Annotated in this window: 22 protein-coding genes, 2 tRNA genes, 1 rRNA gene and 1 pseudogene; 25 read left to right on the top strand and 1 reads right to left on the bottom strand. The window is 55.8% G+C overall.

What is annotated here, in order from left to right; translation table 11 throughout:
• Positions 1-2 precede the first annotated feature (2 nt).
• From OYT1_RS08325 to OYT1_RS08240, 19 genes and pseudogenes are all read left to right on the top strand, one after another.
• The gene (locus OYT1_RS08325) at positions 3-863 is read left to right on the top strand and encodes a sugar phosphate isomerase/epimerase family protein (RefSeq protein ID WP_062625920.1); all 861 of its coding nucleotides are present in this window, start codon (positions 3-5) and stop codon (positions 861-863) included.
• A 190-nt stretch (positions 864-1,053) separates the two neighbouring features.
• A complete protein-coding gene (locus OYT1_RS08320; protein WP_062625919.1) occupies positions 1,054-2,031 on the top strand; it encodes an ABC transporter substrate-binding protein in 978 nt (325 codons plus the stop codon).
• A 62-nt stretch (positions 2,032-2,093) separates the two neighbouring features.
• Entirely contained in the window at positions 2,094-2,987 is an 894-nt protein-coding gene (locus tag OYT1_RS08315; RefSeq protein ID WP_062625918.1) for a DMT family transporter, read from the top strand.
• Between the two features lie 50 nt (positions 2,988-3,037).
• On the top strand, positions 3,038-3,919 hold the full coding sequence (gene hslO, locus OYT1_RS08310) for an Hsp33 family molecular chaperone HslO (protein WP_062625917.1): 882 nt from the start codon (positions 3,038-3,040) through the stop codon (positions 3,917-3,919).
• A gap of 72 nt (positions 3,920-3,991) precedes the next feature.
• A complete protein-coding gene (glyA, locus tag OYT1_RS08305) occupies positions 3,992-5,239 on the top strand; it encodes a serine hydroxymethyltransferase (protein WP_062625916.1) in 1,248 nt (415 codons plus the stop codon).
• Between the two features lie 96 nt (positions 5,240-5,335).
• On the top strand, positions 5,336-5,815 hold the full coding sequence (gene nrdR / locus OYT1_RS08300; protein WP_062625915.1) for a transcriptional regulator NrdR: 480 nt from the start codon (positions 5,336-5,338) through the stop codon (positions 5,813-5,815).
• A complete protein-coding gene (gene ribD / locus OYT1_RS08295) occupies positions 5,815-6,906 on the top strand; it encodes a bifunctional diaminohydroxyphosphoribosylaminopyrimidine deaminase/5-amino-6-(5-phosphoribosylamino)uracil reductase RibD (RefSeq protein ID WP_062625914.1) in 1,092 nt (363 codons plus the stop codon). Before nrdR ends, ribD begins: the two co-directional genes overlap by 1 nt.
• A gap of 102 nt (positions 6,907-7,008) precedes the next feature.
• Positions 7,009-8,919, top strand: a complete 1,911-nt coding sequence (gene thrS, locus OYT1_RS08290; RefSeq protein ID WP_062625913.1) for a threonine--tRNA ligase — start codon at positions 7,009-7,011, stop codon at positions 8,917-8,919.
• A 70-nt stretch (positions 8,920-8,989) separates the two neighbouring features.
• Positions 8,990-9,460 (top strand): translation initiation factor IF-3, encoded by a 471-nt coding sequence (infC, locus tag OYT1_RS08285; protein ID WP_062625912.1) that lies wholly within the window; start codon positions 8,990-8,992, stop codon positions 9,458-9,460.
• Positions 9,461-9,592: 132 nt separating this feature from the next.
• On the top strand, positions 9,593-9,790 hold the full coding sequence (rpmI, locus tag OYT1_RS08280) for a 50S ribosomal protein L35 (protein ID WP_062625911.1): 198 nt from the start codon (positions 9,593-9,595) through the stop codon (positions 9,788-9,790).
• Positions 9,791-9,801: 11 nt separating this feature from the next.
• Positions 9,802-10,161: a 50S ribosomal protein L20 gene (rplT, locus tag OYT1_RS08275; protein ID WP_035384892.1), complete on the top strand. Its 360-nt coding sequence runs from the start codon at positions 9,802-9,804 to the stop codon at positions 10,159-10,161.
• A gap of 92 nt (positions 10,162-10,253) precedes the next feature.
• Positions 10,254-11,264, top strand: coding sequence for a phenylalanine--tRNA ligase subunit alpha (pheS, locus tag OYT1_RS08270; protein WP_062626382.1), 1,011 nt, complete (start codon positions 10,254-10,256; stop codon positions 11,262-11,264).
• A gap of 10 nt (positions 11,265-11,274) precedes the next feature.
• A complete protein-coding gene (gene pheT, locus OYT1_RS08265; protein WP_062625910.1) occupies positions 11,275-13,629 on the top strand; it encodes a phenylalanine--tRNA ligase subunit beta in 2,355 nt (784 codons plus the stop codon).
• Positions 13,630-13,637: 8 nt separating this feature from the next.
• Positions 13,638-13,946, top strand: coding sequence for an integration host factor subunit alpha (locus OYT1_RS08260; RefSeq protein ID WP_062625909.1), 309 nt, complete (start codon positions 13,638-13,640; stop codon positions 13,944-13,946).
• On the top strand, positions 13,927-14,331 hold the full coding sequence (locus tag OYT1_RS08255) for a MerR family transcriptional regulator (RefSeq protein ID WP_062625908.1): 405 nt from the start codon (positions 13,927-13,929) through the stop codon (positions 14,329-14,331). Before OYT1_RS08260 ends, OYT1_RS08255 begins: the two co-directional genes overlap by 20 nt.
• Before the next feature lie 105 nt (positions 14,332-14,436).
• Positions 14,437-15,027 (top strand): riboflavin synthase, encoded by a 591-nt coding sequence (locus tag OYT1_RS08250; protein ID WP_062625907.1) that lies wholly within the window; start codon positions 14,437-14,439, stop codon positions 15,025-15,027.
• Positions 15,028-15,130: 103 nt separating this feature from the next.
• Positions 15,131-15,907, top strand: a complete 777-nt coding sequence (locus tag OYT1_RS08245) for a hypothetical protein (RefSeq protein ID WP_062625906.1) — start codon at positions 15,131-15,133, stop codon at positions 15,905-15,907.
• 139 nt (positions 15,908-16,046) lie between these two features.
• Positions 16,047-16,163: pseudogene (locus OYT1_RS14090) on the top strand (CBS domain-containing protein); the annotation flags it as partial.
• Between the two features lie 42 nt (positions 16,164-16,205).
• On the top strand, positions 16,206-16,808 hold the full coding sequence (locus tag OYT1_RS08240) for a CBS domain-containing protein (protein WP_232013147.1): 603 nt from the start codon (positions 16,206-16,208) through the stop codon (positions 16,806-16,808).
• Between the two features lie 60 nt (positions 16,809-16,868).
• Here OYT1_RS08240 and htpG read toward each other — a convergent pair whose 3' ends face one another.
• On the bottom strand, positions 16,869-18,770 hold the full coding sequence (gene htpG, locus OYT1_RS08235; protein WP_062625904.1) for a molecular chaperone HtpG: 1,902 nt from the start codon (positions 18,768-18,770) through the stop codon (positions 16,869-16,871).
• A gap of 97 nt (positions 18,771-18,867) precedes the next feature.
• On the opposite strand from htpG, the gene OYT1_RS08230 reads away from it, so the two are divergent.
• From OYT1_RS08230 to OYT1_RS08205, 6 genes are all read left to right on the top strand, one after another.
• Positions 18,868-19,845: an ABC transporter permease gene (locus OYT1_RS08230; RefSeq protein WP_062625903.1), complete on the top strand. Its 978-nt coding sequence runs from the start codon at positions 18,868-18,870 to the stop codon at positions 19,843-19,845.
• Positions 19,846-19,907: 62 nt separating this feature from the next.
• The gene (gene guaB / locus OYT1_RS08225) at positions 19,908-21,368 is read left to right on the top strand and encodes an IMP dehydrogenase (RefSeq protein ID WP_062625902.1); all 1,461 of its coding nucleotides are present in this window, start codon (positions 19,908-19,910) and stop codon (positions 21,366-21,368) included.
• Positions 21,369-21,476: 108 nt separating this feature from the next.
• Positions 21,477-23,057: a glutamine-hydrolyzing GMP synthase gene (gene guaA, locus OYT1_RS08220; RefSeq protein WP_062625901.1), complete on the top strand. Its 1,581-nt coding sequence runs from the start codon at positions 21,477-21,479 to the stop codon at positions 23,055-23,057.
• 362 nt (positions 23,058-23,419) lie between these two features.
• A 16S ribosomal RNA gene (locus OYT1_RS08215) occupies positions 23,420-24,957 on the top strand.
• Positions 24,958-25,090: 133 nt separating this feature from the next.
• Positions 25,091-25,167, top strand: a tRNA-Ile gene (locus tag OYT1_RS08210).
• An 8-nt stretch (positions 25,168-25,175) separates the two neighbouring features.
• Positions 25,176-25,251 (top strand) — tRNA-Ala (locus tag OYT1_RS08205).
• Positions 25,252-25,447: the final 196 nt, after the last annotated feature.

Here is a 25,447-nt window from a genome sequence, read left to right as displayed (position 1 = left end):
GCATGCAACTGCAACTGTTCAAGACCTTGTGGGGGCATACAAGCACGTTGGCAGACGCGGCGGATCAGGCTGTGGCAGCCGGCTTCATCGGGTTGGAAGGTAATGCCGATAGGTTACCGCACGAGGAGTTGCATTCGGCTTTGCAGTCGCGTGGTTTGCGCTATATCCAAGAGATCGTGACGGCGGGCAACTATGTGCCGCGTCGGCACGACACGGTGGAACAACACATCGCCGATGTGGAACGTCAGTTGCAACTGGGACAGTCGTTGCAGCCGCAACAGGTGACCATCATCGGCGGTTGTGATGCATGGTCACTGGAACAGAGTGTGCGTTTCTTCGGCGAGTCGCAAGAGATCGCCGCGCGCATGGATATCACCTGCAGTTTTGAGACGCACCGCAGTCGCTCGTTGTTCAATCCGTGGATCACGCTCGCGATCCTCGAACGCTTACCCGAGCTGCGACTCACGTGTGACTTGAGTCATTGGGTGGTGGTGCTGGAACGGCAACTGGATGACGATTGGAATGCGGTGCTCGAAGTGGCAAAACATGCGCACCACATCCATGCACGTGTCGGTTATGACCAAGGGCCACAAGTGCCGCACCCCGCCGCACCGGAATATGCCGGAGCCCTTGCCTCACATCAACACTATTGGGAAGCGATCTGGAGCGCACAACGCGCCGCAGGATATGCCATAACCACCATGACGCCGGAATTCGGCCCCGATGGTTATCTGCATACGCTCCCTTTCACGCGACAACCCGTCGCCGATCTGTGGGAGATCAATGGGTGGATGGGTCATATAGAGCAAATGCATTTCCTCTCGTGGAGCGAGGGAGTGGCGCATGAAAGGGCGTGCTGCTAGCCCAACATCGTGCATCGGGGAGGGGGCATGCCCGAATCGGGTGCTTCAAGGAGTGGTAGTAACGGTGAAACAAGCCAGAACGCCGCACAGCAAGGTTGGCATGCAACGTGCTGTGGAAGGTAGAGAGGTCGAAGAGGGCGAACATCACCCTCACTTAGCGGTTCGTTAATTTATTTAGGAGATTGCTCAAATGGATATCAAGAAACTCATCGCTGCTGTGGCGCTACTGACAGCTTCGTTCTCTGCCGGTGCTGTGACTCCAGTCAAGCTCGCGCTCACCACTTGGATCGGCTATTCGCCGTTCTACGTGGCGGAAGGCATGGATATGTACAAGAAGCATGGTCTGAAAGTGACCCTGCAAACCTTCGCCGATCCGGCGATGTTGCCTTCCGCAGTTGCCGGAAAAGCGGTTGACGGTGCGTTGATGACTTATGACCAAGTGATTGGCGCAGCGGCGCAAGGGCAAGTTTTCAAGGTGGTGATGCCCATCGACTACTCCAATGGCGGAGACGCTGTGCTGGCTGATATGTCGATCAAGACTATCGCCGACCTGAAGGGCAAAAAAGTGGCATATGCGCCGTTGTCGCCGTCTGATTTTTTGATCTCGTATGCGCTGAAAATCAACGGCATGAGTGACAAGAACATCAGCCCAGTCAATATGACACCGGAGGCGATTCCCTCGGCTCTGGCATCTAAGGCTGTACCGGCGGGAGTTACGTATGAACCGAACGTCTCACAAATCCTCTCTATGGATGGCGGCAAGAGGTTCCATGTGATCTACTCGTCGAAAGAGGCGCCTGGCCTGATCGCTGATGTGCTGGTATTCGATGAGGCTTACATCAAGAAGAACGGTAAAGAGGTCGCGGCTCTGATTCAAGCCTATCTGGATGGGCTGGCCTATCTAAAGTCTCATCCTAAGGAGTCTTCCGAGATCATCGGCAAGGCTATCGGAGTATCGGGCAAGGAAGTGCTGGAGCAGTTGCAAGGCGTGTACAACATCCCGCTAGTCGAGATGGCGCAGCCGTTCAAGCCGGGCAAGGACACCAAGTCCTACTTTGTCAGCGGTGAAGTGATCAATCAGATCCTGCTGAAAAGTGGTCAGATCAAGAAGCCGGTCGCGATTTCCTCGACGCTGGATGATCAGTTCGTGAAGGCACTGTCGAAGTAAGTTCACCTGCCAGCCCGCTTCACTTCAACTTGAGGCGGGCATTAGGCTCCCAAAGAATTCCGATGTCATCTTCTATCACAGCAACTTTCCCTCAGGGCAGGGCAGTCTCGGCTTTACTCGCCGGTTCGGTTTTGTGGGGCCTATTCTGGTGGCCGCTCAAGGCGTTCGAGATGGCAGGGATTCATGTCAGCTTTGTGCAGATATTTGCCTATGGCTCTGCCACTCTGGTATTGCTGCCCTTCGCGTGGCGGAGCTTGCCACAATGGCGCAGTCAATTCGGGCTGCTATTGCTCATCTGTCTGTTGGGGGGCTGGGCGAATGCTTCGTTCGCTACCGCGTTGGCCGAAGGCAATGTGGTGCGAGTGCTGCTGCTGTTCTATTTGGCACCTGTGTGGACGATTTTGGCGGCGCGAGTTTTTCTGGCAGAGCCGTTCACTCCATTACGGCTGGGTGCGCTGGCTTTAGCATTGGTAGGCTTGGTTTCGACATTGGGCGGTGCTGCGCTATTTGCTACGCCCTTATCGTTGATCGATTTGCTGGCGCTCTCGTCGGGCCTTGCCTTCGCCTTGAATAATATCGCGATTCGAGTCGGGCATAAGCTACCAGAGCTGACCCGCGCAGCCGCCGTCTTTATGGGGTGTGCCGTGATCTCCCTCGGATGGGGGCTCTGGAGTGGGCGTTCGTTGCCCGCGCTTGAATCGATGCACATCTTGGCATTGTTAGGTTTGGGCTTGCTTTGGGTGATTCCTGGCACGCTTGCGACTTTTTATGGAGTGGCACGGCTGGATGCAGGTAAAGCAGCTATCTTGTTGCTGGCTGAGTTGGTCGTGGGGGTGTTTTCCGCAGTGCTGATCGGCAATGAGCACTTGTCGATGCAAGAGATTATCGGTGGCGCACTCATTCTATCCGCTGCATTGATTGAAGCGGTAACCGAGCAAAGGGGTGATCAAGCCTGATCGGGTTTCCCTAGGCTTGGCTCAAAGTTCGGCGTGGTATCATCCGCCCTATGAAAACCTCTTCTGACTCCCTTCAGCGTTTCCTGTTCGATGCCGCGCCGATACGCGGCGAGTTTGTTCATCTCGATGAGAGCTGGCGCAGCGTGCTGGCGCGACATGACTATCCGCTGCCTTTGCGCAATCTGCTGGGCGAGCTGATGGCGTCGGCGGTGTTGTTGGCGGCGATGCTCAAGCTGCAACAGGGTTCACTGATCTTGCAAATCCAGGGGCAAGGGCCGGTGAGTTTGTTGGTAGTGGAGTGCTCCGGTGATTTACAGGTGCGCGCCACGGCTAAGTGGGAGGGAGAGTTGGTGTCCAGCAAAGTGGCTGAGCTGATTGGTGATGGCCGCTTTGTCATTACGCTCGACCAGAAGAACGGCGGGCAGATGTATCAGGGCATCGTCGCGCTGGAAGGCGAGACGGTCGCTGAAATCTTGCAGAACTACATGTTGCGCTCCGAGCAGCTGGAAACTCGCTTGTGGCTGGCCGCCGACGGTCAGCAGGCAGCAGGCATGCTGTTACAGAAACTGCCCGAGCAACCGGATGGCGACACAGATGCATGGAATCGCGCTGTCGTATTGGCTGAGACCGTTAGGCACGATGAGTTGCTCTCGCTATCGGTGCCGGAATTGCTGCATCGTCTGTACCACGAAGAGGATATTCGGCTGTTCGACGCGCAGCCAGTAGTGTTCGGCTGCTCCTGTTCAAGGGAAAACGTGGTCGAGATGCTGAAGATGATCGGCGTCGACGAGGTGGATTCGGTGCTGGAAGAGCAAGGCTCGATCCAAGTGTGCTGCGAGTTTTGCAATCAATGTTATGTTTTTGAGGAAGAGGACATCGACGAGGTCTTCGCTTTGCCGACCTCTGAATTCGCTATGGAAATTCAACACTGACAGCCTACCCGCGCCGCACCTGCGGCGTGATAAAATGCGCGCCTTTCTCTTTACAGTCTTTGGAAGGTTGCCATGTTCTCTCGCAAAAACACCCTCGCCGTCGTTGATCCCGATCTGTGGGCTGCCATGCAGCAGGAAGTTACCCGTCAGGAAGATCACATCGAACTGATCGCCTCGGAAAACTACACCAGCCCAGCGGTGATGGAAGCTCAGGGCAGCCAGCTCACCAATAAGTATGCTGAAGGCTATCCCGCCAAGCGCTACTACGGTGGTTGCGAGTATGTGGACATTGCCGAGCAACTGGCGATCGATCGTGCGAAATCGCTATTCGGCGCGGAATACGCCAACGTGCAGCCGCATTCCGGCTCGCAAGCCAACCAAGCTGTGTACGTTTCTGTGCTGAAGCCGGGCGACACGATTCTGGGCATGAGCTTGGCGCACGGCGGCCACTTGACCCACGGCGCATCGGTGAATATTAGCGGCAAGCTGTACAACGCCATCCAGTACGGACTGAACGATAAGGAAGAGATCGACTACGACGAAGTGCAGCGTTTGGCTACTGAGCACAAGCCTAAGATGATCGTGGCTGGGGCCTCCGCCTATGCGTTGGTCATTGACTGGAAGCGTTTCCGTGCTATCGCTGACAGCGTCGGAGCATACCTCTTCGTGGACATGGCGCACTATGCTGGCCTGATCGCGGCAGGCTACTATCCGAGCCCAGTTGGCATCGCTGACTTTGTCACCACCACCACTCACAAAACCTTGCGCGGCCCGCGCGGCGGCTTGATCTTGGCTAAGGCGGAGCACGAGAAGGCGCTGAACTCGGCCATCTTCCCGCAGTTGCAAGGCGGCCCGCTGATGCATGTGATCGCGGCCAAGGCAGTGGCATTCAAGGAGGCGGCTGGCAAGGAATTCAAGGAATATCAGAAGCAGGTGATCGACAACGCGCGCGTGATGGCCAAGGTATTGACCGAGCGCGGTGTGCGCATCGTCTCCGGCCGTACCGATAGCCACGTGTTCTTAGTCGATCTGCAAGCCAAGCATCTGACCGGCAAGGACGCCGAAGCTGCACTGGGCAAGGCGCACATCACTGTGAACAAGAACGCTATCCCCAATGACCCGCAGAAACCTTTCGTCACCTCCGGCATCCGCATCGGCTCGCCCGCGATGACCACCCGTGGCTTCAAGGAGATCGAAGCCGAGAAGCTGGCTCACTTGATCGCCGACGTGCTGGATGCCCCGAACGATGACGCAGTCATCGCCCGCGTCGCGGGTGAAGTGAAGAAACTGACTACGGCGTTCCCGGTGTACGGCGCTTAACAGCATGGGCAGGGGGAGGGGTAAAGAGGGAAGGGTGATTGCGGAGTTCCGTAGCCCCAGTTTTTTCCTTCACTCTTCTTCCTTCCCCTATCCTCGATGAAATGTCCCTTCTGCAAACACTCTGATACTCAGGTTATCGACTCCCGCGAGAGCGAGGAGGGCGATAGCATCCGCCGTCGTCGCCGCTGTTTGTCGTGTGAAAAGCGCTTTACCACTTATGAAACGGTGGAGTTGCGTATGCCGCAGGTGGTGAAGCAGAACGGCAATCGTGCCGAGTTCGACCCCGATAAGCTGCGTAAGAGTTTTCGTTTGGCGCTGCACAAACGCCCTGTGGCTACCGAGCAGGTAGAGGCTGCGATCGACCAAGTGACTCAGCAAGTGTTCGCACAGGGCGAGCGCGAGATCGAGTCGAGTGAGATCGGCGGGATGGTGATGGAGGAGTTGCGCAAGCTGGATAAGGTGGCCTTCATTCGTTTCGCCTCAGTCTATGAAGGCTTCGAAGATGTCGGTGATTTCGCAGACGCTATCAAAGCATTAAGTAAGTCGCCGCGCCGCAATCGTCCAGTTGCCCACTGATGGCTAGCGCTGCCGACAGCCATTGGATGGCGCATGCGTTGCGGTTGGCGGAGCGCGGCCTTAACACCACTAGCCCCAACCCTCGTGTTGGCTGCGTGTTGGTGAAGGATGGTATCGTCATCGGCGAAGGTTGGCACGAGCGTGCTGGCGAGTTGCATGCCGAACCTATCGCCTTACATGCAGCGGGTGAGCGCGCACGCGGTGCTACGGCATACGTCACTCTGGAGCCGTGCAGCCATTTCGGTCGCACGCCACCTTGCGCCGACGCGCTCATCGCGGCGGGTGTGGCTCGTGTGGTGATCGCTATGCAAGACCCTAATCCGTTAGTGTCTGGCAGGGGCGTTGCCAAGTTGCGCGACTCTGGAATTGTGGTTGAAACTGGACTAATGGAAGCGTCGGCGCGCGAACTCAATCTTGGCTTTGTTTCGCGTATGACGCGTGGCATGCCTTGGGTGCGCAGCAAGATCGCCGCCAGTCTGGATGGGCGTACCGCGCTCGCCAATGGTGTCAGCCAGTGGATCACCGGCCCAGCAGCGCGGCAGGACGTGCAACGTTTGCGCGCTCGTTCTTGCGCTGTGCTCACGGGAATCGGAACAGTGCTAGCCGATGATCCGCAGCTCAATGTGCGAGACTCGGAAGTTGTGCGTCAGCCACTGCGTGTGGTGTTGGACAGTCATCTGCAAATATCAAGCTCATCTCGCATCCTGCAAGGTGGTCCCGTGCTGATCTACGCCGCGATTCCTGACTCGGCCAAAATCACTCTACTCGAACAACTCGGCGCCCAGGTCGTGGTTTTGCCCAATCCCGATGAGCAGGTGGATTTGCCCGCCATGTTGGGCGATCTGGCGCGGCGCGGTATCAACGAGGTGTTGGTCGAGGCGGGGGCGAAGCTCAATGGAGGGTTGCTACAAGCTGGGCTGGTGGATGAGTTGCTGCTTTATTTGGCGCCTCAACTGTTGGGTGATGAGGCGCGTGGGATGGCTGCATTGGGTAATCTGATGGCGCTAGATCAGCGGATCGAGTTGCAATGGCAGGATGTGCGTCACGTAGGCAGTGATCTGCGCCTCACTGCGCGCATCAATCGTCCGTAGTAATCGAGACTTTGCATTTACGCTCCCCTTTGCCGCTGTTAGAATGCGCGCCGGAAAATTGTTCAAGTGCGGCCTTGCCGCACTTTGTTTTTAAGGAAGAATATGCCAGTCATTACCCTGCCGGACGGTTCACAGCGTAGTTTCGATCAGGCGATCACCGTTGCCGGAGTTGCAGCCAGTATCGGCGCAGGTTTGGCTCGCGCAGCGCTGGCGGGCAAGGTGGATGGAACGCTGGTCGATACTTCGCACTTGATCGAGAGTGATGTGCAACTCGCCATCGTCACCGATAAGGATGCGGACGGGCTGGAGCTGATCCGTCACTCCACCGCGCACTTGTTGGCCTATGCGGTGAAGGAATTGTTCCCTGAGGCGCAAGTGACTATCGGTCCGGTGATCGAGAACGGCTTCTACTACGATTTCTCGTTTGCGCGCCCGTTCACCCCGGAAGATCTGGCTGCGATCGAAAAGCGCATGACTGAGATAGCCAAGCTCGACTTGCCGATCACGCGCCGCGTGTTGCCACGTGACGAAGCGGTAGCTTATTTCAAGCACATCGGCGAGCACTACAAGGCCGAGATCATTGCTTCGATCCCCGCAGATCAGGATGTTTCGCTGTATGCCGAAGGCGAGTTCACCGACCTGTGTCGCGGTCCCCACGTGCCGTCCACTGGCAAGATGAAGGCCTTTAAGCTGATGAAGGTGGCAGGAGCCTACTGGCGTGGAGACTCTAAGAACGAGATGCTGCAACGCATCTATGGAACGGCATGGGCGAAGAAGGAGGATCTCGACGCTTATCTACATAGGCTGGAAGAAGCGGAGAAGCGCGACCACCGTCGCCTAGCCAAGCAGCTCGACCTGTTCCACATGCAGGACGAAGCCCCGGGCATGGTGTTTTGGCACCCGAACGGCTGGACGATCTGGCAGGAAGTTGAGCAGTACATGCGCCGCAAGTTCGTCGAGTACGGCTATCAGGAAGTGCGCACGCCGACCATGATGGATCGCGCGCTGTGGGAGAAATCCGGCCACTGGGAAAACTACCGCGACAACATGTTCACCACCTCGTCGGAGAATCGCGACTACGCGGTGAAGCCGATGAATTGCCCTGGTCATGTACAAATCTTCAATAGTGCGTTGCACAGTTACCGTGACCTACCACTGCGTCTGGCGGAGTTTGGTTCCTGTCACCGCAACGAGCCTTCAGGCTCCTTGCACGGCCTGATGCGCGTGCGCGGTTTCACACAGGACGATGCGCATATCTTCTGTATGGAAGAGCAGGTCGAGGCGGAAGTTGCTGACTTCATTGTCATGTTGCAAAAGGTGTACGCCGATTTCGGTTTTAGCGATGTGCTGGTCAAGTTGTCCACTCGCCCCGTTAAGCGCGTGGGGTCGGATGAGACGTGGGATAAGGCTGAAGCGGCTTTGGCAGCGGCGCTTAAGCAGAACAATCTGGAGTTCGACTTGCAGCCGGGCGAAGGCGCGTTCTATGGCCCGAAGATTGAATTTACGTTGAAAGATAGCATTGGCCGTCTGTGGCAGTGTGGCACCATCCAGCTCGATTTCAATCTGCCGGTGCGCCTAGGGGCGGAATTCGTCGCAGAAGATAATACTCGCAAAGCCCCAGTGATGCTGCATCGTGCCATCGTTGGCTCAATGGAGCGTTTTATCGGTATTTTGATCGAGCACTACGCCGGTTCCTTCCCGCTGTGGTTGGCTCCAGTGCAGATGGTGGTGATGAATATTTCGCAGGCTCAAGAGGAATATGCGTCAAAACTGACCGAAACTCTGAAGGCATCGGGCATGCGTGTGCGATCAGATTTGCGTAATGAGAAGATTACCTATAAAATCCGAGAACATAGCTTACAGAGGCTGCCTTATCAGCTTATTGTGGGTGATAAGGAAGTGGCCGCTGGCCTTGTTGCCGTGCGATCCCGTACAGGTGAAGACCTGGGGCAGATGACTGTGGATGCGTTGTTACAGCGCTTGAAACAGGAGCTGACGGGAAGCGCGGTTTAATTTTTGTTGGAGAACTGCAATAGCTCAGGATAAGTCACAACGCCTCAATGAACAGATTAATGCACCCCGTGTGCGTTTAGTGGGAGTAGAAGGCGAGCAACTTGGTATCGTGTCATCAGCAGAAGCCTTGCGTATCGCCGATGAAGCGGAATTAGATTTGGTAGAGATCGCGCCGATGGCCGAGCCGCCGGTGTGTCGCATCATGGATTACGGCAAATTCAAATATGCCGAGAGCAAGAAGCAGCACGAAGCCAAGCTCAAGCAGAAGCAGATTCAAATCAAGGAAATCAAGTTCCGTCCGGGTACGGATGAGGGTGATTACCAGATTAAGCTGCGTAATCTGATTAAATTCCTGAATGAAGGCGACAAAACTAAGATCACATTGCGTTTCCGTGGACGCGAGATTGCACACCAGCAGATCGGGATGCAGTTGCTGGAACGAGTCAAGGCGGATCTGGCAGAGCATGGCAACGTGGAGCAGTTCCCTAAGATGGAAGGTCGCCAGATGATTATGGTGCTGGCACCAAAGCAGAAGAAGTAATCACCGATTTACACTGGCGCGCTCGACAGGCGGGGCGCGTTGGTCAAGTAGCACACAGCCTATATAAGTGGCGAGCGGGTTATCAAGTGTTCCTGTCAGGAATCACCTGGCGTCATAACTTAAGGAGTAGTTATGCCTAAGATGAAGACCAAAAGCGGTGCGAAGAAGCGTTTTATCGTTCGCGCCGGTGGCAGCATCAAGCGCTCACAAGCGTTCAAGCGCCACATTCTTACCAAGAAGACCACCAAAAATAAGCGTCAGTTGCGCGGTACTACTGGGGTTCACGCAACCAACACGGCGTCCGTACGCGCCATGATGCCCTACGCATAAGGAGTTAGAACATGGCAAGAGTTAAACGTGGTGTAACGGCGCGCGCGCGTCATAAGAAGGTTCTGGATCTGGCCAAGGGTTACCGTGGCCGTCGCAAGAACGTATATCGCATCGCCAAAGAAGCGGTGATGAAGGCGGGTCAATATGCTTATCGCGACCGTCGTCAGCGTAAGCGTCAGTTCCGCACTCTGTGGATCGCTCGTATCAATGCGGCTGCTCGTGAGCAGGGCATGGCATACAGCGTGTTCATGAATGGTCTGAAAAAGGCAATGATCGACATCGACCGCAAGGTTCTGTCCGATCTGGCGATCTTCGACAAGGCTGCGTTCGCGCAACTGGTCGCACAAGCCAAGGCCAGCCTCGCAGCGTAAGTTTGCTGTGATGTGAAAAAGGAGGCTGAACGCCTCCTTTTTTCGTTTCAACCTCCCGGTTGCCCATCCTCGGCGACAAGCTGGAGCAGAAGATGCAAGAACTACAAACTATTCTCGACGACGCGCTTGCGGTATTCGCGGCGACGAACGATGCAACTATGCTGGAGCAGGCCAAGGCCCGCTATCTCGGTAAAGAAGGCAGCCTCACCGCTCTGCTAAAGGGCTTGGGTAAATTGTCTGCAGAAGAGCGTCCCGCTGCGGGCGCGCGCATCAATGTCATCAAACAGCAGATCGAAGCTGCGCTGAATGCGCGCCGTGACGGCATTCAGCAACAGGCGCTGCAACTCAAGCTGGCTGCCGAATCGCTGGATGTGACCCTGCCAGGACGCGGCCTTGCCGCTGGCGGTCTGCATCCGGTGACGCGCACGCTGGAACGCATCGAGACGCTGTTCCAATCCATCGGCTTCGACGTGGCTGACGGCCCCGAGATCGAGACTGACTTCTACAACTTCACTGCGCTGAACATCCCGGAGAACCACCCGGCACGCGCAATGCACGATACCTTCTATATCGACGCTAAGCACGTGCTTCGTACTCACACTTCGCCGATCCAGGTGCGCTACATGCAAGCGCATATGGAAAAGTTCGGCGCTGACGCGACGATGCCGGACATACGCATCATCGCGCCGGGGCGCGTGTATCGAGTGGATTCCGATGCAACGCACTCGCCGATGTTCCATCAGGTCGAGGGTCTGTGGATCGGCGAGCAGGTCAGTTTTGCCAACCTCAAGGGCGTTGTGCAGGATTTCCTGCAGCGCTACTTCGAGCGCGACGACCTTACTGTACGTTTTCGCCCGTCCTTCTTTCCGTTCACTGAGCCGTCCGCTGAGATGGATATGAGTTGGGGCGACGGCTGGCTGGAGATCGGTGGTTGCGGCATGGTGCATCCCAATGTGCTGAAGCACGTGAACATCGACAGCGAGAAGTACCTCGGCTTCGCCTTCGGGCTGGGTGTCGAGCGGCTGGCGATGCTGCGCTACGGCGTGAACGACCTACGCCAGTTCTACGAGGGAGACCTGCGCTTCCTCAAGCAATTCAACTGAGTACACGAATATGAAATTCTCTGAGAACTGGCTGCGTAGCTGGGTCAACCCAGCTCTCGACACCGATGGTCTGGGGCATCAGCTCACCATGGCTGGATTGGAAGTCGAGGCGCAGGTAGCGGCCGCGCCCGCCTTCAATAACGTGGTGGTGGCCGAGGTGCTGGAAGTGGTCAAGCATCCCAATGCCGACCGCCTCAACGTGTGTCAAGTCAATGTCGGCGAAGCTGCGCCCATCACCATCGTGTGTGGCGCGTCCAACGTCGCCGTTGGCGTGAAAGTTCCGTGTGCGCGCATCGGCGCGGTGTTGCCGGGTGACTTCAAGATCAAGCAGGCCAAGGTGCGCAACGTAGAATCCTTTGGCATGTTGTGTTCGGCCAAAGAACTGGGGCTGGCCGAGGAAAGCAATGGCCTGTGGCTGCTGCCTGCCGACGCGCCGGTCGGCACGACCATCCGCGACTATCTCGATCTCGACGACACCCTATTCACCCTCAAGCTGACACCCAACCGCAGCGACTGTCTCGGCATCGCCGGACTAGCGCGTGAAGTGGCGGCTATCACCGGCTGCGCGATCACGCCGATGGTCGTTGCGCCAGTGGCCGACAGCATCCCTGATACGCTGCCGGTGACGATCAGCGCCGACACTTGCGGCCTGTATTGCGGGCGGGTGGTGCGCGGCGTGAATGCCGCTGCTGCCACGCCGGATTGGATGGTGCGCCGTCTGGAGCGCTCTGGTATCCGCAGCATCAATGCGGTTGTTGACATTACCAACTACGTGCTGCTCGAACTCGGTCAGCCCATGCACGCCTTCGACTTGGCGCAGCTTACTGGTGGTATCTCGGTGCGTCCGGCGGCTACGGGCGAGAAGCTGGCGTTGCTCAATGGCCAGGCTGTGGAGTTGAATCCCGACTACCTGCTGATCGCTGACGACAGCCGCGCGCTGGCGCTGGCGGGCATCATGGGCGGTGCGGGCAGTGGCGTGGAAACCACGACTACGGACGTGTTCCTCGAAGCTGCTTGGTTCGCTCCCGACGCCATCGCGGGCAAGGCGCGCAACTTCGGCCTCAACACCGACTCCTCGTTCCGCTTTGAGCGCGGTGTAGATTTCTTCGCCACCCGCGCGGCGATGGAGCGTGCCACGCAATTGTTGCTGGACATCTGCGGTGGCAAGGCTGGCCCTGTTAGTGAAGTGCGAGGCGAACTGCCGCAGCGCGCACCCATCCTGCTGCGTACCAGCCGTGTTCGTCGTGTGTTGGGCATCGCGCTGTCGGCACAACAAATCGAAGCCATCCTGGATCGCCTGCGCTTCAGGTTCGTCGCGCAGGGAGAAGACTTTCAGGTTACGCCGCCCAGCTATCGTTTTGACCTTGGAATTGAAGCTGATTTGATCGAAGAATTGGCTCGTATTCACGGCTACGACAACATTCCGGCACTACCGCCGCAAGGCCAGCTGTCGATGTTGCCCGCAAGCGAAGGCTTGCGTCCGCTACGTCGTTTGCGCCAGTTGCTGGTGTCGCGCGACTACCAAGAGACGGTCAGTTACGCCTTCCTTGAAGCCGAGGTCGAGCGTGATCTGTGCGGTAATAACGCCCCAGTCAGCTTGCAGAATCCGATCGCCAGCCAATACTCGGTGATGCGTAGCAGTTTGCTGGGCGGCCTGATCGGTGCGTTGCGCGTCAATCTGTCGCGTCGTCAGTCGCGCGTGCGCTTGTTCGAGGCAGGTGCATGCTTCGCTGCGGTTAATGGGGGTTATACGCAAACCGAGAGACTGGCCGGACTGTGCTACGGCAGTGTTCAGCCAGAGCAATGGGGTGCGCCCGCGCGCAGTGTGGACTTTTACGATGCTAAGGGCGATGTCGAAGCGCTGTTTGCGCCGCGCAGTCTGAGTTTTGTCGCAGCGACTCACCCGGCTTCGCACCCAGGGCGTTCGGCGCAAATCTTCCTCGGCGAGCAAGCCATCGGTTGGATCGGCGAACTTCATCCGCAGTGGCAGCAACAGTACGACTTGCCGCAAGCGACAGTATGGTTCGAGGTGGATAGCGCGGTGTTGCAGGCCAGTGCTGCGCCCGAAGCCTGTGATGTATCACGCTTCCCGCCAGTGCGTCGTGATTTGGCGGTTGTCGTGGACGAGGGGGTGTCGGCAGCTACTTTGCTGAGTGCCTTACAGGCAACGGTTGCAGAGCATGTTATTGAGGTTGGATTGTTCGATGTGTATCGTGGAAAAGGCTTAGAGGAAGGCAAAAAAAGCCTTGCATTCCGAGTGTTGTTACAAGATACTCAAAAAACTCTGACTGAGTCGGAGATTGAGCAAAATATGATGCAGTTGGTTGCGGCACTACAAAGATGCGGCGCACAGTTGCGAGGATAGGGGGAGCAATGACGACGTTGACCAAGGCGGAACTCGCCGATCTGTTGTTTGAACAAGTAGGGCTGAATAAGCGCGAAGCCAAGGAGATGGTGGAAACCTTCTTTGAGGAAATTCGTTTGCAACTGGAACAAGGCGAAACAGTGAAACTGTCAGGTTTTGGTAACTTCCAATTACGAGATAAACCTCAACGTCCTGGGCGTAATCCCAAGACTGGTGAAGAAATTCCTATCGAGGCACGCCGCGTCGTGACTTTCCACCCCAGCCAAAAGCTGAAGAGCATGGTCGAGCAGAATTACAGTGGAACAACTCCAGCCTAGTTCAGAATTGCCGCCGATCCCGGCTAAACGCTACTTCACTATTGGTGAAGTGAGCGAGCTGTGCGGCGTGAAGGCGCACGTGCTGCGCTATTGGGAACAGGAGTTCTCCCAACTCAAGCCCGTTAAGCGGCGCGGCAATCGTCGATATTATCAGCATCATGAGGTGCTGCTGATTCGTCGTATCCGTGAGTTGCTGTACGAGGAAGGCTTTACCATCAGCGGTGCTCGCAGTAAGTTGGAGCGCGGCGAGGTTGAGGTGATTGAGCCGGCAAGGGGAGGGGCTACTTTGATCGCAGAGCCTGCCGATCAGGTTGAAATATTGGCTCTTGATGTGGTTCGGTTGCGTAATGAAATCAAGAGTATTCTGGCTGATCTTCGAGCTTAAGGTCACTCAGACCGAGCTCCATCCACTAATCCACAACTGTCCTTGATTGCTGGCGGGTCTTTATTTTAGCTAGATCCGTTCCTTCAATTTGAACTAGGAGACGCTATGTTTAGCGGAATCATCGCTGATGTTGGCATCATTAAGCGAGCACAAGACCGTAACGGCGGCCTGCGCCTGTCGGTATCCACTCTAGAGTTGGGTATGGATGACGTGAAATTGGGCGATAGCATCGCGGTCAATGGTATCTGTTTAACAGTGGTTGAGAGGCTTGGTTACGATTTCACTGTTGATGTCTCGCGCGAGACGCTCAACTGTACGGTTGGGCTGGACAGGCAGGGTGCGCGAGTGAATCTGGAGAAAGCGTTGCGCTTGTCCGATCGCATTGGTGGTCATTTGGTAAGTGGTCACGTCGATGGTGTGGGCGAGGTGGTTCAATTCAACGATCTCGGTGAAAGCTGGTTGTTAGCAGTGCGCGCACCGCACGCATTGGCCAAATACATCGCGGTCAAAGGCTCGATAACGATTAACGGTGTTAGTCTCACAGTCAATCATGTTGCGGGTTGCGAGTTTGCCGTCAATCTCATTCCTCATACCTTGGCGGTCACTACGCTCAATGAGTTAAAGGTCGGCGCCATGCTAAATCTGGAGATTGACCTTATCGCCCGCTACGTGGAACGTATGCAAACCTCGATTTGATTTTTGTCTAGTTCTGCTCAGTCTCTTAAATCCGATGTAAATGGTCGGATACTTGATATTCTTTACCTCTATACTAAGCGCCTGCTGTCTTTGAGGAAAAAAGATGATCGGACGCATTTTCGGGATGGGGGTACTGAACCTTGCGTTGTTCGCTACTACACCTGCTTACGCAGCATTGCCCGACGAGATCCAAGTCTATGACGACGAGATCGGTTTGGCGGGTGAACGTACACTCGAATTTCACGCTAACACCACTCTCTCAGGTAGCACTACTCCTTCTTACCCTGGTGAGCGTGTCGCTGCCCATGCACTCAGGCTGACACCTGAATTTGCTTGGGGATTGGGTAATGATCTGGAGGCTGGCATATATGTGCCAACGGTATGGGATTCTCATCATCTTGCAGACCTGGCCGGGCTGCGTGGGCGACTGAAATGGATACCGGTTCACGCGCGAGACGGTGGTACTGGCGGATACGCTGGCTTGAATGTCGAACTCTCGCGCGTGGCTTATCGCTACGAATCGGTACGCGCATTTTCTGAAGTCCGTCTGATTTCTGGTTGGCGTGGCGAGCGCTGGATCGTGGCGATCAATCCTGTGTTCGGCTGGGGATTTACTCATGGCAATGGTGGCGCTCCCGATCTTGGTTTAGCGCTGAAAGCTATGCACGATATTGCTGGGTCGCTTAGGGCAGGGGTTGAGTACTATGCAGATTATGGGCGAATTGGCCAATTCCTACCTTTTTCTGAGCGTTCGCGTACTGGCTATGCCGTCGCAGAATTCGAGCTGCCGCAGGGGGCGTCACTCAGTTTGGGTGTGGGGCGTGGTTGGGGCGTGGCGGATCGCTGGACGGTAAAATCGTTATTGAGCACAACCTTCTGAATCTCCCCGCTTTGGTCGAGTGGAGAGCATTCATGCTGCAACTCCCCATTCTTTATAGGATATTCGTGGTAAATTTGCCACTAGGCGACGCGTACAGAAAATCATAATCAAGAGGGCGCCTATTTAAGGGAGTCTTGCCATGAATACTATAATCTCCAAGCTGATGACGGCTAATGTAGTTTCCGTCACTCCATCAACAACACTGGATCAATGCGCAGCTCTTATGGATGAGCGGCGAATCAGTTCTTTAGTAGTAACAGACCAAGGTCTTCCGATTGGTATTCTGACGGAGCGGGACATGCTAAGCGCACTCAGTTGCCAGCTCAGTCGCTCTACTGCCGTGGAGCGGGTAATGGGGAAGCCGCTGGTTACGGTGCGAGATGATGTGAGCTACCGTGAAGCAGTACGTTTATTCGGAAAACACAGTATCCGTCATCTGGTGGTGGTCGATCTGGACGGCAAGCTCATTGGTATCATCAGTGAGACTGATCTATGCCGAAAAGGTGGCATCGCCGAGATGCTTGGGCAGCGCAGCATCGCTAGTGCTATGGACCAGAATCCGGTGTTGCTGCCGCATGATACCGACATTTCTGCCGCCGCGATGTGGATGGGACGTGGGCGACAAAGTAGTGTGTTTGTCGTGACTGGGGCTCGTCCAGTCGGCATCCTTACCGAGCGGGACATGGTAAAACAATACCGCCAAGGCGGCGTGCACGATGGATTGGCTGAGGGAATCATGTCTTCCCCAGTCGCTACGATCAGTTCAGAACAAACACTCATTGAAGCAGCTCAGCAGATGACGTCCATGAGTATCCGGCATCTCGCTGTCGTGGATGGCAAGGGTGACATCATTGGTCAGCTTTCAGAGAATGACCTTCTTAAAGGTGTCGATGTCGTTTAGTCCCAGATAGCAAGACGGCGTGCAAATTGCACGCCGTCTTGGTTATGCGTCAGCCAGAAACTAGCGTCCCATTTCCAGCATCAACTGATTCACCCGCTTGACGAAGCCAGCGGGGTCGTCGAGTTGACCGCCTTCGGCGAGCAAGGCTTGGTCGAACAACACTGCCGCCCAGTCGTCGAATTTCACGGTTTCATCCTTCAGGCGTTGTACCACCGGATGGCGCGGGTTGATCTCCAGAATCGGTTGCGAGGTCGGCGCTTTTTGACCGGCGGCTTTCAAGATGCGGGCGAGGTTGCCGCCGATATCGTGTTCGTCGGCCACTAGGCAAGCAGGCGAGTCGGTCAGGCGATGGGTGACGCGCACTTCCTTGACTCGGTCCGTCAGGCTGCCTGCGATTTTGTCTGTCAACTCCTTCAGATCGCCTGCTTCCTTTTCCTGCTCTTGCTTCTCAGCTTCATCTTCCAGCTTGCCTAAGTCCAGCCCGCCCTTGGCGACCGAGACCAATTGCTTGCCGTCGAATTCGGTCAAGCTGCCGACTACCCATTCGTCCACGCGTTCGGTGAGCAATAGCACTTCGATGCCCTTTTTGCGGAACACTTCCAGATGCGGGCTGTTCTTGGCGGCATTGAATGTTTCGGCGGTGACGTAGTAGATCTTCTCTTGGCCTTCCTTCATGCGGCTGAGGTAATCCTTCAGCGACACGATCTCGTCGGTGGTATCGGCCTGTGTCGAGGCGAAGCGCAGCAATCCGGCGATCTTGTCCTTGTTGGCAAAGTCTTCGCCTACGCCTTCCTTCAGCACGCGCCCGAATTCGCCCCAGAACTTGGCGTACTTCTCCGGCTCATTCGTCGCCAAGTCTTCCAGCAAGCCCAGCACTTTCTTCGAGCAACCAGCGCGGATAGCATCGATATCCTTGGATTCTTGCAAGATTTCGCGCGAGACGTTGAGCGGCAGGTCGTTGGAATCGACCACCCCGCGCACAAAGCGCAGGTATTGCGGCATCAGTTGCTCGGCATCGTCCATGATGAACACGCGGCGCACGTACAGCTTTACGCCGTGTCGCGAGCTGCGGTCGTATAGATCGAACGGCGCGCGTGCTGGGATGTACAGCAACTGTGTGTATTCCTGACGGCCTTCGACGCGGGCGTGTGTCCAAGCCAGCGGGGCATCGTAATCATGGCCGACGTGCTTGTAGAATTCCTTGTACTCGTCCTCGGTGATTTCGTTCTTGCTGCGCGCCCACAGCGCCGAGGCCTGATTCACTGTCTCGTCTTCGTCGCTGATGACGTTGCTGCCGTCCTTCCACTCTTCCTTTTTCATTACGATGGGCTGGACGATGTGGTTGGAATATTTGCGGATGATGCCGCGTAGGCGGAAGCCTTCCAGCAGGTCGTCCTGACCTTCGCGCAGATGCAGCGTGATCTCGGTGCCGCGCGTGGTCTTGTCCACCATCTCGATGGAGAACTCGCCACCGCCATCGGACTCCCAACGCACGCCTTGGTCGGTGTTCTCGCCAGCGCGACGGGTTAGTACCGACACTTTGTCGGCGACAATGAAGGCGGAATAGAAGCCCACGCCGAACTGGCCGATCAGGCTGGCATCCTTCTGCTGGTCACCAGACAGGCGTGAGAAGAACTCGCGCGTGCCGGACTTGGCAATGGTACCCAAGTTGTTGATGACTTCGTCGCGGCTCATGCCGATGCCGTTGTCGGCGATGGTCAGCGTGCGAGCTTCTTTGTTGAAGCTGATGCGAATGGCCAGATCAGAATCGTTCTCGAACAGCGCCGCATTGTGCAGCCCCTCGAAACGCAGCTTGTCACAGGCGTCGGAAGCGTTGGAAACCAGTTCGCGCAGGAAAATCTCGCGGTTGGAATACAGCGAATGGATCATCAGTTGCAGCAGTTGCTTGACTTCGGTCTGAAAGCCTAGCGTTTCGCGGCTGGTGGTGCTTGTGTTGGTCATGCTTGATCTCCGTTATTGAAACAAAAGGACGGGCGCTAATTGAGGGCGGGGTGTCAGATTTCAAGAGCAGAGTGCAGTTTCACCGTAAAATACGCGCATGCTCGCTTACCTCATCCGCCGTCTGCTTTACGCCTTGCCGATTCTGATCGGAGTGAATCTGCTCACCTTTGCGCTGTTCTTTGTGGTCAACACGCCGGACGATATGGCGCGGATGCAGCTCGGCATTAAGCGCGTCACGCCGGAGGCGATTGAGAAGTGGAAGGTGCAGCATGGATATGATAAACCGCTGCTGTTCAATGCCAAGGCGGCGGGCGCAGATCAATTCACTGAAACTATCTTCGTCCAAAAATCCGTTCGCATGTTCGCCTTCGATTTCGGCTATTCCGACGACGGGCGCAGTATCAGCCGCGAGATCGGTACGCGCATGTGGCCGAGTTTGGCCATCGCCTTGCCCAATTTCTTCGTGGGGCTGGCGCTTTACATCACCTTTGCGCTACTGATGACTTTGTTCCGGGGCACGGTGCTTGATGTGGTAGGTGTGGCGATGTGTGTGGTATTTATGTCCATTTCCAGCTTGTTCTACATCATCGGCGGGCAGTTCTTGGTGAGCAAGCTGTGGCACTGGGTACCGATCTCGGGCTATGCACCGGGGCTGGATGGCTTCAAGTTTTTGGTGCTGCCGGTCATCATCGGCGTGATCGGCGGCATTGGCGGCAACGCGCGCTGGTATCGAACTATATTTCTTGAAGAGATCAACAAGGACTACGTGCGTACCGCCCGCGCCAAAGGTTTGTCTGAGATCAAAGTGCTGTTCCGCCACGTCCTCAAGAATGCGATGATTCCCATTCTTACCGGCGTGGTGGTGGTCATCCCGCTGCTGTTTATGGGCAGTCTGTTGACGGAATCGTTCTTCGGTGTCCCCGGACTCGGTAGTTACACCATCGATGCCATCAATATGCAGGATTTCAGTATCGTGCGTGCGATGGTGTTTCTCGGTTCGGTGCTGTACATCGTCGGCCTGATTTTGACCGATATTTCATACACATTGGTCGATCCTAGAGTTCGCTTGCAATGATTGCGACGTTTACCATCCGGCCTCTCTTGCGTATAATGCGCGCTTTGCCGAGAAAGTAAGCTATGCGTATCACCCAAAAGGCGCTGACCTTTGACGACGTTCTCCTAGTTCCGGCCTATTCAAATGTGTTGCCGCGCGATGTCACGCTGCGCACTCAGTTGACCCGCAACATCACCCTGAACATTCCCGTGCTGTCCGCCGCGATGGATACTGTGACCGAATCCCGTCTGGCCATTGCGCTGGCGCAGGAAGGCGGCATCGGCATCATCCACAAGAATATGTCGTCGCAACTGCAAGCTGCCGAAGTGGCGCGCGTCAAGCGTTTCGAGAGTGGTGTGGTGAAAGATCCAATCACTATCGCGCCCAACATGACCGTTCGCGACGTGTTGGGCATCACTCGCCAGCATCGCATCTCCGGCTTGCCGGTGGTCGATGGTAATCAGGTGGTCGGCATCGTGACTAATCGCGATCTGCGTTTCGAGACCAATCTCGATCAGCCTATCGGAAACATCATGACGCCGAAGGAACGGCTCATCACCGTGCGTGAAAATTCGACACTGGATGAGGCGCGGGTGCTGATGCACCGTCATCGCATTGAGCGCGTGCTGGTAGTGAACGATACCTTCGAGCTGCGCGGCCTGATGACGGTGAAAGATATCCTGAAGTCCACCGAACATCCGCTGGCCTGTAAGGATAGTCAAGGTCGCTTGCGCGCCGGTGCTGCGGTGGGCGTGGGTGAAGGTACCGAAGAGCGCGTCGAGCTGCTGGCCGAGGCTGGCGTGGACGTGATCGTGGTGGACACCGCGCACGGCCATTCGCAAGGCGTGCTGTCGCGTGTGCAGTGGGTGAAGAAAAACTTCCCGCAGATCGAAGTGATCGGCGGCAACATCGCCACGGCTGCAGCTGCGCGTGCGCTGGTCGATCATGGCGCGGACGGCGTTAAGGTCGGTATCGGCCCCGGCTCTATTTGTACTACCCGTATCGTGGCTGGCGTGGGCGTGCCGCAGATATCTGCGATCAATAACGTGGCGGAAGCGCTGCAAGGCAGCGGCGTACCGCTAGTTGCAGATGGCGGTATTCGTTTTTCTGGCGACATCTCCAAGGCTATTGCCGCAGGTGCAAATACGGTGATGTTGGGCGGACTGTTCGCCGGTACCGAAGAGGCGCCGGGCGAGATCGAGCTGTTCCAAGGTCGCTCTTACAAGAGCTATCGTGGCATGGGTAGCTTGGGTGCGATGCAGCAAGGCTCCAAGGATAGATACTTCCAAGACAACGAAGGCAACAACGATAAGCTGGTGCCGGAAGGCGTGGAAGGTCGCGTGCCTTACAAGGGCAGCGTGCTCGCCGTGATCCATCAGCTGCTCGGTGGCCTGCGTGCGAGTATGGGTTACCTCGGCTGCGCTGATATCGCTACCATGCATGCCAATGCAGAATTCGTCCAGATCACCGCTGCCGGTATACGCGAGTCGCACGTGCATGATGTGCAGATCACCAAGGAAGCGCCGAACTACCACGTTGATTAAAAACTGCGGAGAGGGAGATGGGGAGGAGGGAAGGGTAAATCCGACGCTTTTCCTCTTGAGCGCCGCAGGCGCGTTCCCTTCTCCCTTCACCCTTCCTAGGCTTTAACCATGCACAAGAAAATCCTCATCCTCGACTTTGGTTCCCAGTTCACTCAGCTCATCGCGCGTCGCGTGCGTGAGGCTAATGTCTATTGCGAGTTGCATGCATGGGACATGAGCGAGGCCGACATCCGCGCGTTCGCGCCGGCGGGCATCATTTTGTCCGGCGGGCCTAACTCGGTGTATGAGGACGAGACACCGAAAGCGCCGCAAGTGGTGTTCGATCTGGGCGTGCCGGTGTTCGGCATCTGTTACGGGATGCAGACCATGGCTGCGCAACTGGGCGGGGCGGTCGAGTCGGGCAAGGTACGCGAGTTCGGTTATGCCGAGATCCGCGCCCACGGCCATTCCAAACTGTTCGACGGCATTCAGGACAAGACCAACGCGGCAGGCCATGGCTTGCTTGACGTGTGGATGAGCCACGGCGACAAGGTCACGGCGCTGCCAGCTGGATTTAGCGCCATCGCGTCCAATGAGGCTACGCCGTTCGCCGCGATGGCGGACGAAATGCGCCGTTTCTACGCCGTGCAGTTTCACCCCGAAGTCACTCACACCCATCAGGGCCGCGCCATCATCGCGCGTTTCGTGCATGATATCTGCGGCTGCGGCAAGGATTGGAATATGCCGGACTACATCACTGAGGCGGTGGAAAAAATCCGCGCGCAAGTGGGTGATGAGGAGGTTATCCTCGGGCTTTCCGGCGGGGTGGATTCCTCGGTGGCGGCGGCGCTGATCCATCGCGCCATCGGCGATCAGCTCATCTGCGTGTTCGTGGACAACGGCTTGTTGCGCTTGAACGAAGGTGCGCAGGTGATGGAGACGTTCGGCCAGAATATGCGCATGAAGATCGTGCATGTGGATGCTGGCGACGAGTTCTTGAAGCATCTGACTGGCGTCTCCGATCCCGAGCAGAAGCGCAAGATCATCGGGCGCGAATTCGTCGAAGTGTTTCAGCGTGAATCGGCTAAGTTGAAGAGTGCCAAATGGCTGGCGCAGGGCACTATCTACCCGGACGTGATCGAGTCCGCAGGGGCTAAGACCAAGAAGGCGCACACCATCAAGTCGCACCACAACGTCGGCGGCCTGCCGGATACCATGCACCTCAAGCTACTGGAGCCGCTGCGCGAGCTGTTCAAGGACGAAGTCCGCGAACTCGGCGTGGCGCTCGGCCTACCGTCCGACATGGTTTATCGCCATCCCTTCCCCGGCCCCGGCTTAGGCGTGCGCATCTTGGGTGAGGTGAAGAGGGAATATGCCGAGCTGCTGCGCCGTGCCGATGCCATCTTTATCGAAGAGCTACGCAATACCCGTGATGTCAGCGGCAAGACTTGGTACGAGCTGACTTCGCAGGCCTTTACCGTGTTTCTGCCAGTCAAGAGTGTTGGTGTGATGGGCGATGGTCGCACCTACGAGTGGGTGGTGTCGCTGCGAGCGGTGGTGACCAGTGATTTTATGACCGCACACTGGGCGCATCTGCCCTATGAGTTGCTAGGCAAGGTTTCCAATCGCATCATTAACGAAGTGCGCGGAATCAATCGCGTGGTTTATGACATCTCCGGTAAGCCGCCTGCCACCATAGAGTGGGAGTGATTTAAGCCTTTTGGCGGTGCATCAAAGGCTTCAGCGATATATGTGACATGTAGTATCGACGAGCATTTGTTAATTTTGAGATGATTCGGAAAAATAGAGTTGACAAGAAGTTTTGAGTCCCTATAATGCGCACCTCTTCGCTGCTGAGGCAGTGGATGCGAAGCGAAAGCGGAGCAGGAAAGTTCCTTAAAAGATAGAAGAAACAACTGATGAGTGTAGGTGCTTGGGTTGAGTGGTGTTGATAGTTTAGGCTATTGGCACATACTATAAAAAAACTGAAGTACCTCGCTTATATATGAAAAGACGCAAGTCGATTTATTTTGAGTGAGACCGATTGGCGAAAGCTGATCAAAAGTAGGATTGAACTGAAGAGTTTGATCCTGGCTCAGATTGAACGCTGGCGGCATGCTTTACACATGCAAGTCGAACGGATTTTGGAGCTTGCTCCAGAGTTAGTGGCGAACGGGTGAGTAATATATCGGAACGTACCCGGCAATGGGGGATAACGTAGCGAAAGTTACGCTAATACCGCATATGCCCTGAGGGGGAAAGCAGGGGACCAGTAATGGCCTTGCGTTGTCGGAGCGGCCGATATCGGATTAGCTAGTTGGTGAGGTAAAGGCTCACCAAGGCGACGATCCGTAGCAGGTCTGAGAGGATGATCTGCCACACTGGGACTGAGACACGGCCCAGACTCCTACGGGAGGCAGCAGTGGGGAATTTTGGACAATGGGCGAAAGCCTGATCCAGCCATGCCGCGTGAGTGAAGAAGGCCTTCGGGTTGTAAAGCTCTTTCAGGTGGAAAGAAAAGGTTACGGATAATACCTGTGACTGATGACGGTACCATCAGAAGAAGCACCGGCTAACTACGTGCCAGCAGCCGCGGTAATACGTAGGGTGCGAGCGTTAATCGGAATTACTGGGCGTAAAGCGTGCGCAGGCGGTTTTGTAAGACAGACGTGAAAGCCCCGGGCTTAACCTGGGAACGGCGTTTGTGACTGCAAGACTAGAGTATGGCAGAGGGGGGTAGAATTCCACGTGTAGCAGTGAAATGCGTAGAGATGTGGAGGAATACCGATGGCGAAGGCAGCCCCCTGGGTCAATACTGACGCTCATGCACGAAAGCGTGGGGAGCAAACAGGATTAGATACCCTGGTAGTCCACGCCCTAAACGATGTCAACTAGGTGTTGGGGGAGGAGACTTCCTTAGTACCGCAGCTAACGCGTGAAGTTGACCGCCTGGGGAGTACGGCCGCAAGGTTAAAACTCAAAGGAATTGACGGGGACCCGCACAAGCGGTGGATTATGTGGATTAATTCGATGCAACGCGAAAAACCTTACCTACCCTTGACATGCCAAGAAGATTCCAGAGATGGGATTGTGCTCGAAAGAGAACTTGGACACAGGTGCTGCATGGCTGTCGTCAGCTCGTGTCGTGAGATGTTGGGTTAAGTCCCGCAACGAGCGCAACCCTTGTCATTAATTGCCATCATTTAGTTGGGCACTTTAATGAGACTGCCGGTGATAAACCGGAGGAAGGTGGGGATGACGTCAAGTCCTCATGGCCCTTATGGGTAGGGCTTCACACGTAATACAATGGTCGGTACAGAGGGTTGCCAAGCCGCGAGGTGGAGCCAATCCCAGAAAGCCGATCGTAGTCCGGATTGGAGTCTGCAACTCGACTCCATGAAGTCGGAATCGCTAGTAATCGCGGATCAGCATGTCGCGGTGAATACGTTCCCGGGTCTTGTACACACCGCCCGTCACACCATGGGAGTGGAATCTGGCAGAAGTAGGTAGCCTAACCGTAAGGAGGGCGCTTACCACGCTGGGTTTCATGACTGGGGTGAAGTCGTAACAAGGTAGCCGTATCGGAAGGTGCGGCTGGATCACCTCCTTTCTAGAGTATCTTGATCCGAGTGCCTACACTCATCGGTTGTTTAAGAAGTTGTTAGTTATGAGTCGTTAGCCGTTAGTTAAAACAGTGAATGCTTTAACTGACAGCGAATGAGTTGTTGCTAACGGCTGCGTTTGGGTCTGTAGCTCAGCTGGTTAGAGCACCGTGTTGATAACGCGGGGGTCGTTGGTTCGAGTCCAACTAGACCCACCAAGTAAAGAGGGGGTTTAGCTCAGCTGGGAGAGCACCTGCTTTGCAAGCAGGGGGTCGTCGGTTCGATCCCGTCAACCTCCACCATTACCTGGTACGAGTCACAAGACATAAATGATTATCGAGATGATGATTTATGTCTTGAGTCTTAATGGCGCAAGTAGTTCTTTAAAAATCTGGAAGAAGTAAAGAAAGTGATTCTCACTGACGTGGGTGCGGGAAACCGTGCGCATGTGAGTGGAAAAACTAAATGGGTTTTGATTGTATCAAGCCGTATTGATGC

This window comes from Ferriphaselus amnicola (assembly GCF_000974685.2).
Classification (GTDB): domain Bacteria; phylum Pseudomonadota; class Gammaproteobacteria; order Burkholderiales; family Gallionellaceae; genus Ferriphaselus; species Ferriphaselus amnicola.
Note: the sequence above shows the minus strand (reverse complement) of the source record. Positions and strands in the feature narration are given on the sequence as shown.

Excerpts from the sequence above, each read along its gene's own strand:
- OYT1_RS08325 (WP_062625920.1), top strand. The coding sequence starts at position 3 with ATGCAACTGCAACTGTTCAAGACCTTGTGGGGGCATACAAGCACGTTG.
- OYT1_RS08320 (WP_062625919.1), top strand. The coding sequence starts at position 1,054 with ATGGATATCAAGAAACTCATCGCTGCTGTGGCGCTACTGACAGCTTCG.
- OYT1_RS08315 (WP_062625918.1), top strand. The coding sequence starts at position 2,094 with ATGTCATCTTCTATCACAGCAACTTTCCCTCAGGGCAGGGCAGTCTCG.
- hslO (WP_062625917.1), top strand. The coding sequence starts at position 3,038 with ATGAAAACCTCTTCTGACTCCCTTCAGCGTTTCCTGTTCGATGCCGCG.
- glyA (WP_062625916.1), top strand. The coding sequence starts at position 3,992 with ATGTTCTCTCGCAAAAACACCCTCGCCGTCGTTGATCCCGATCTGTGG.
- nrdR (WP_062625915.1), top strand. The coding sequence starts at position 5,336 with ATGAAATGTCCCTTCTGCAAACACTCTGATACTCAGGTTATCGACTCC.
- ribD (WP_062625914.1), top strand. The coding sequence starts at position 5,815 with ATGGCTAGCGCTGCCGACAGCCATTGGATGGCGCATGCGTTGCGGTTG.
- thrS (WP_062625913.1), top strand. The coding sequence starts at position 7,009 with ATGCCAGTCATTACCCTGCCGGACGGTTCACAGCGTAGTTTCGATCAG.
- rpmI (WP_062625911.1), top strand. The coding sequence starts at position 9,593 with ATGCCTAAGATGAAGACCAAAAGCGGTGCGAAGAAGCGTTTTATCGTT.
- rplT (WP_035384892.1), top strand. The coding sequence starts at position 9,802 with ATGGCAAGAGTTAAACGTGGTGTAACGGCGCGCGCGCGTCATAAGAAG.
- pheS (WP_062626382.1), top strand. The coding sequence starts at position 10,254 with ATGCAAGAACTACAAACTATTCTCGACGACGCGCTTGCGGTATTCGCG.
- pheT (WP_062625910.1), top strand. The coding sequence starts at position 11,275 with ATGAAATTCTCTGAGAACTGGCTGCGTAGCTGGGTCAACCCAGCTCTC.
- OYT1_RS08260 (WP_062625909.1), top strand. The coding sequence starts at position 13,638 with ATGACGACGTTGACCAAGGCGGAACTCGCCGATCTGTTGTTTGAACAA.
- OYT1_RS08250 (WP_062625907.1), top strand. The coding sequence starts at position 14,437 with ATGTTTAGCGGAATCATCGCTGATGTTGGCATCATTAAGCGAGCACAA.
- OYT1_RS08245 (WP_062625906.1), top strand. The coding sequence starts at position 15,131 with ATGATCGGACGCATTTTCGGGATGGGGGTACTGAACCTTGCGTTGTTC.
- OYT1_RS08240 (WP_232013147.1), top strand. The coding sequence starts at position 16,206 with ATGCTAAGCGCACTCAGTTGCCAGCTCAGTCGCTCTACTGCCGTGGAG.
- htpG (WP_062625904.1), bottom strand. The coding sequence starts at position 18,770 with ATGACCAACACAAGCACCACCAGCCGCGAAACGCTAGGCTTTCAGACC.
- OYT1_RS08230 (WP_062625903.1), top strand. The coding sequence starts at position 18,868 with ATGCTCGCTTACCTCATCCGCCGTCTGCTTTACGCCTTGCCGATTCTG.
- guaB (WP_062625902.1), top strand. The coding sequence starts at position 19,908 with ATGCGTATCACCCAAAAGGCGCTGACCTTTGACGACGTTCTCCTAGTT.
- guaA (WP_062625901.1), top strand. The coding sequence starts at position 21,477 with ATGCACAAGAAAATCCTCATCCTCGACTTTGGTTCCCAGTTCACTCAG.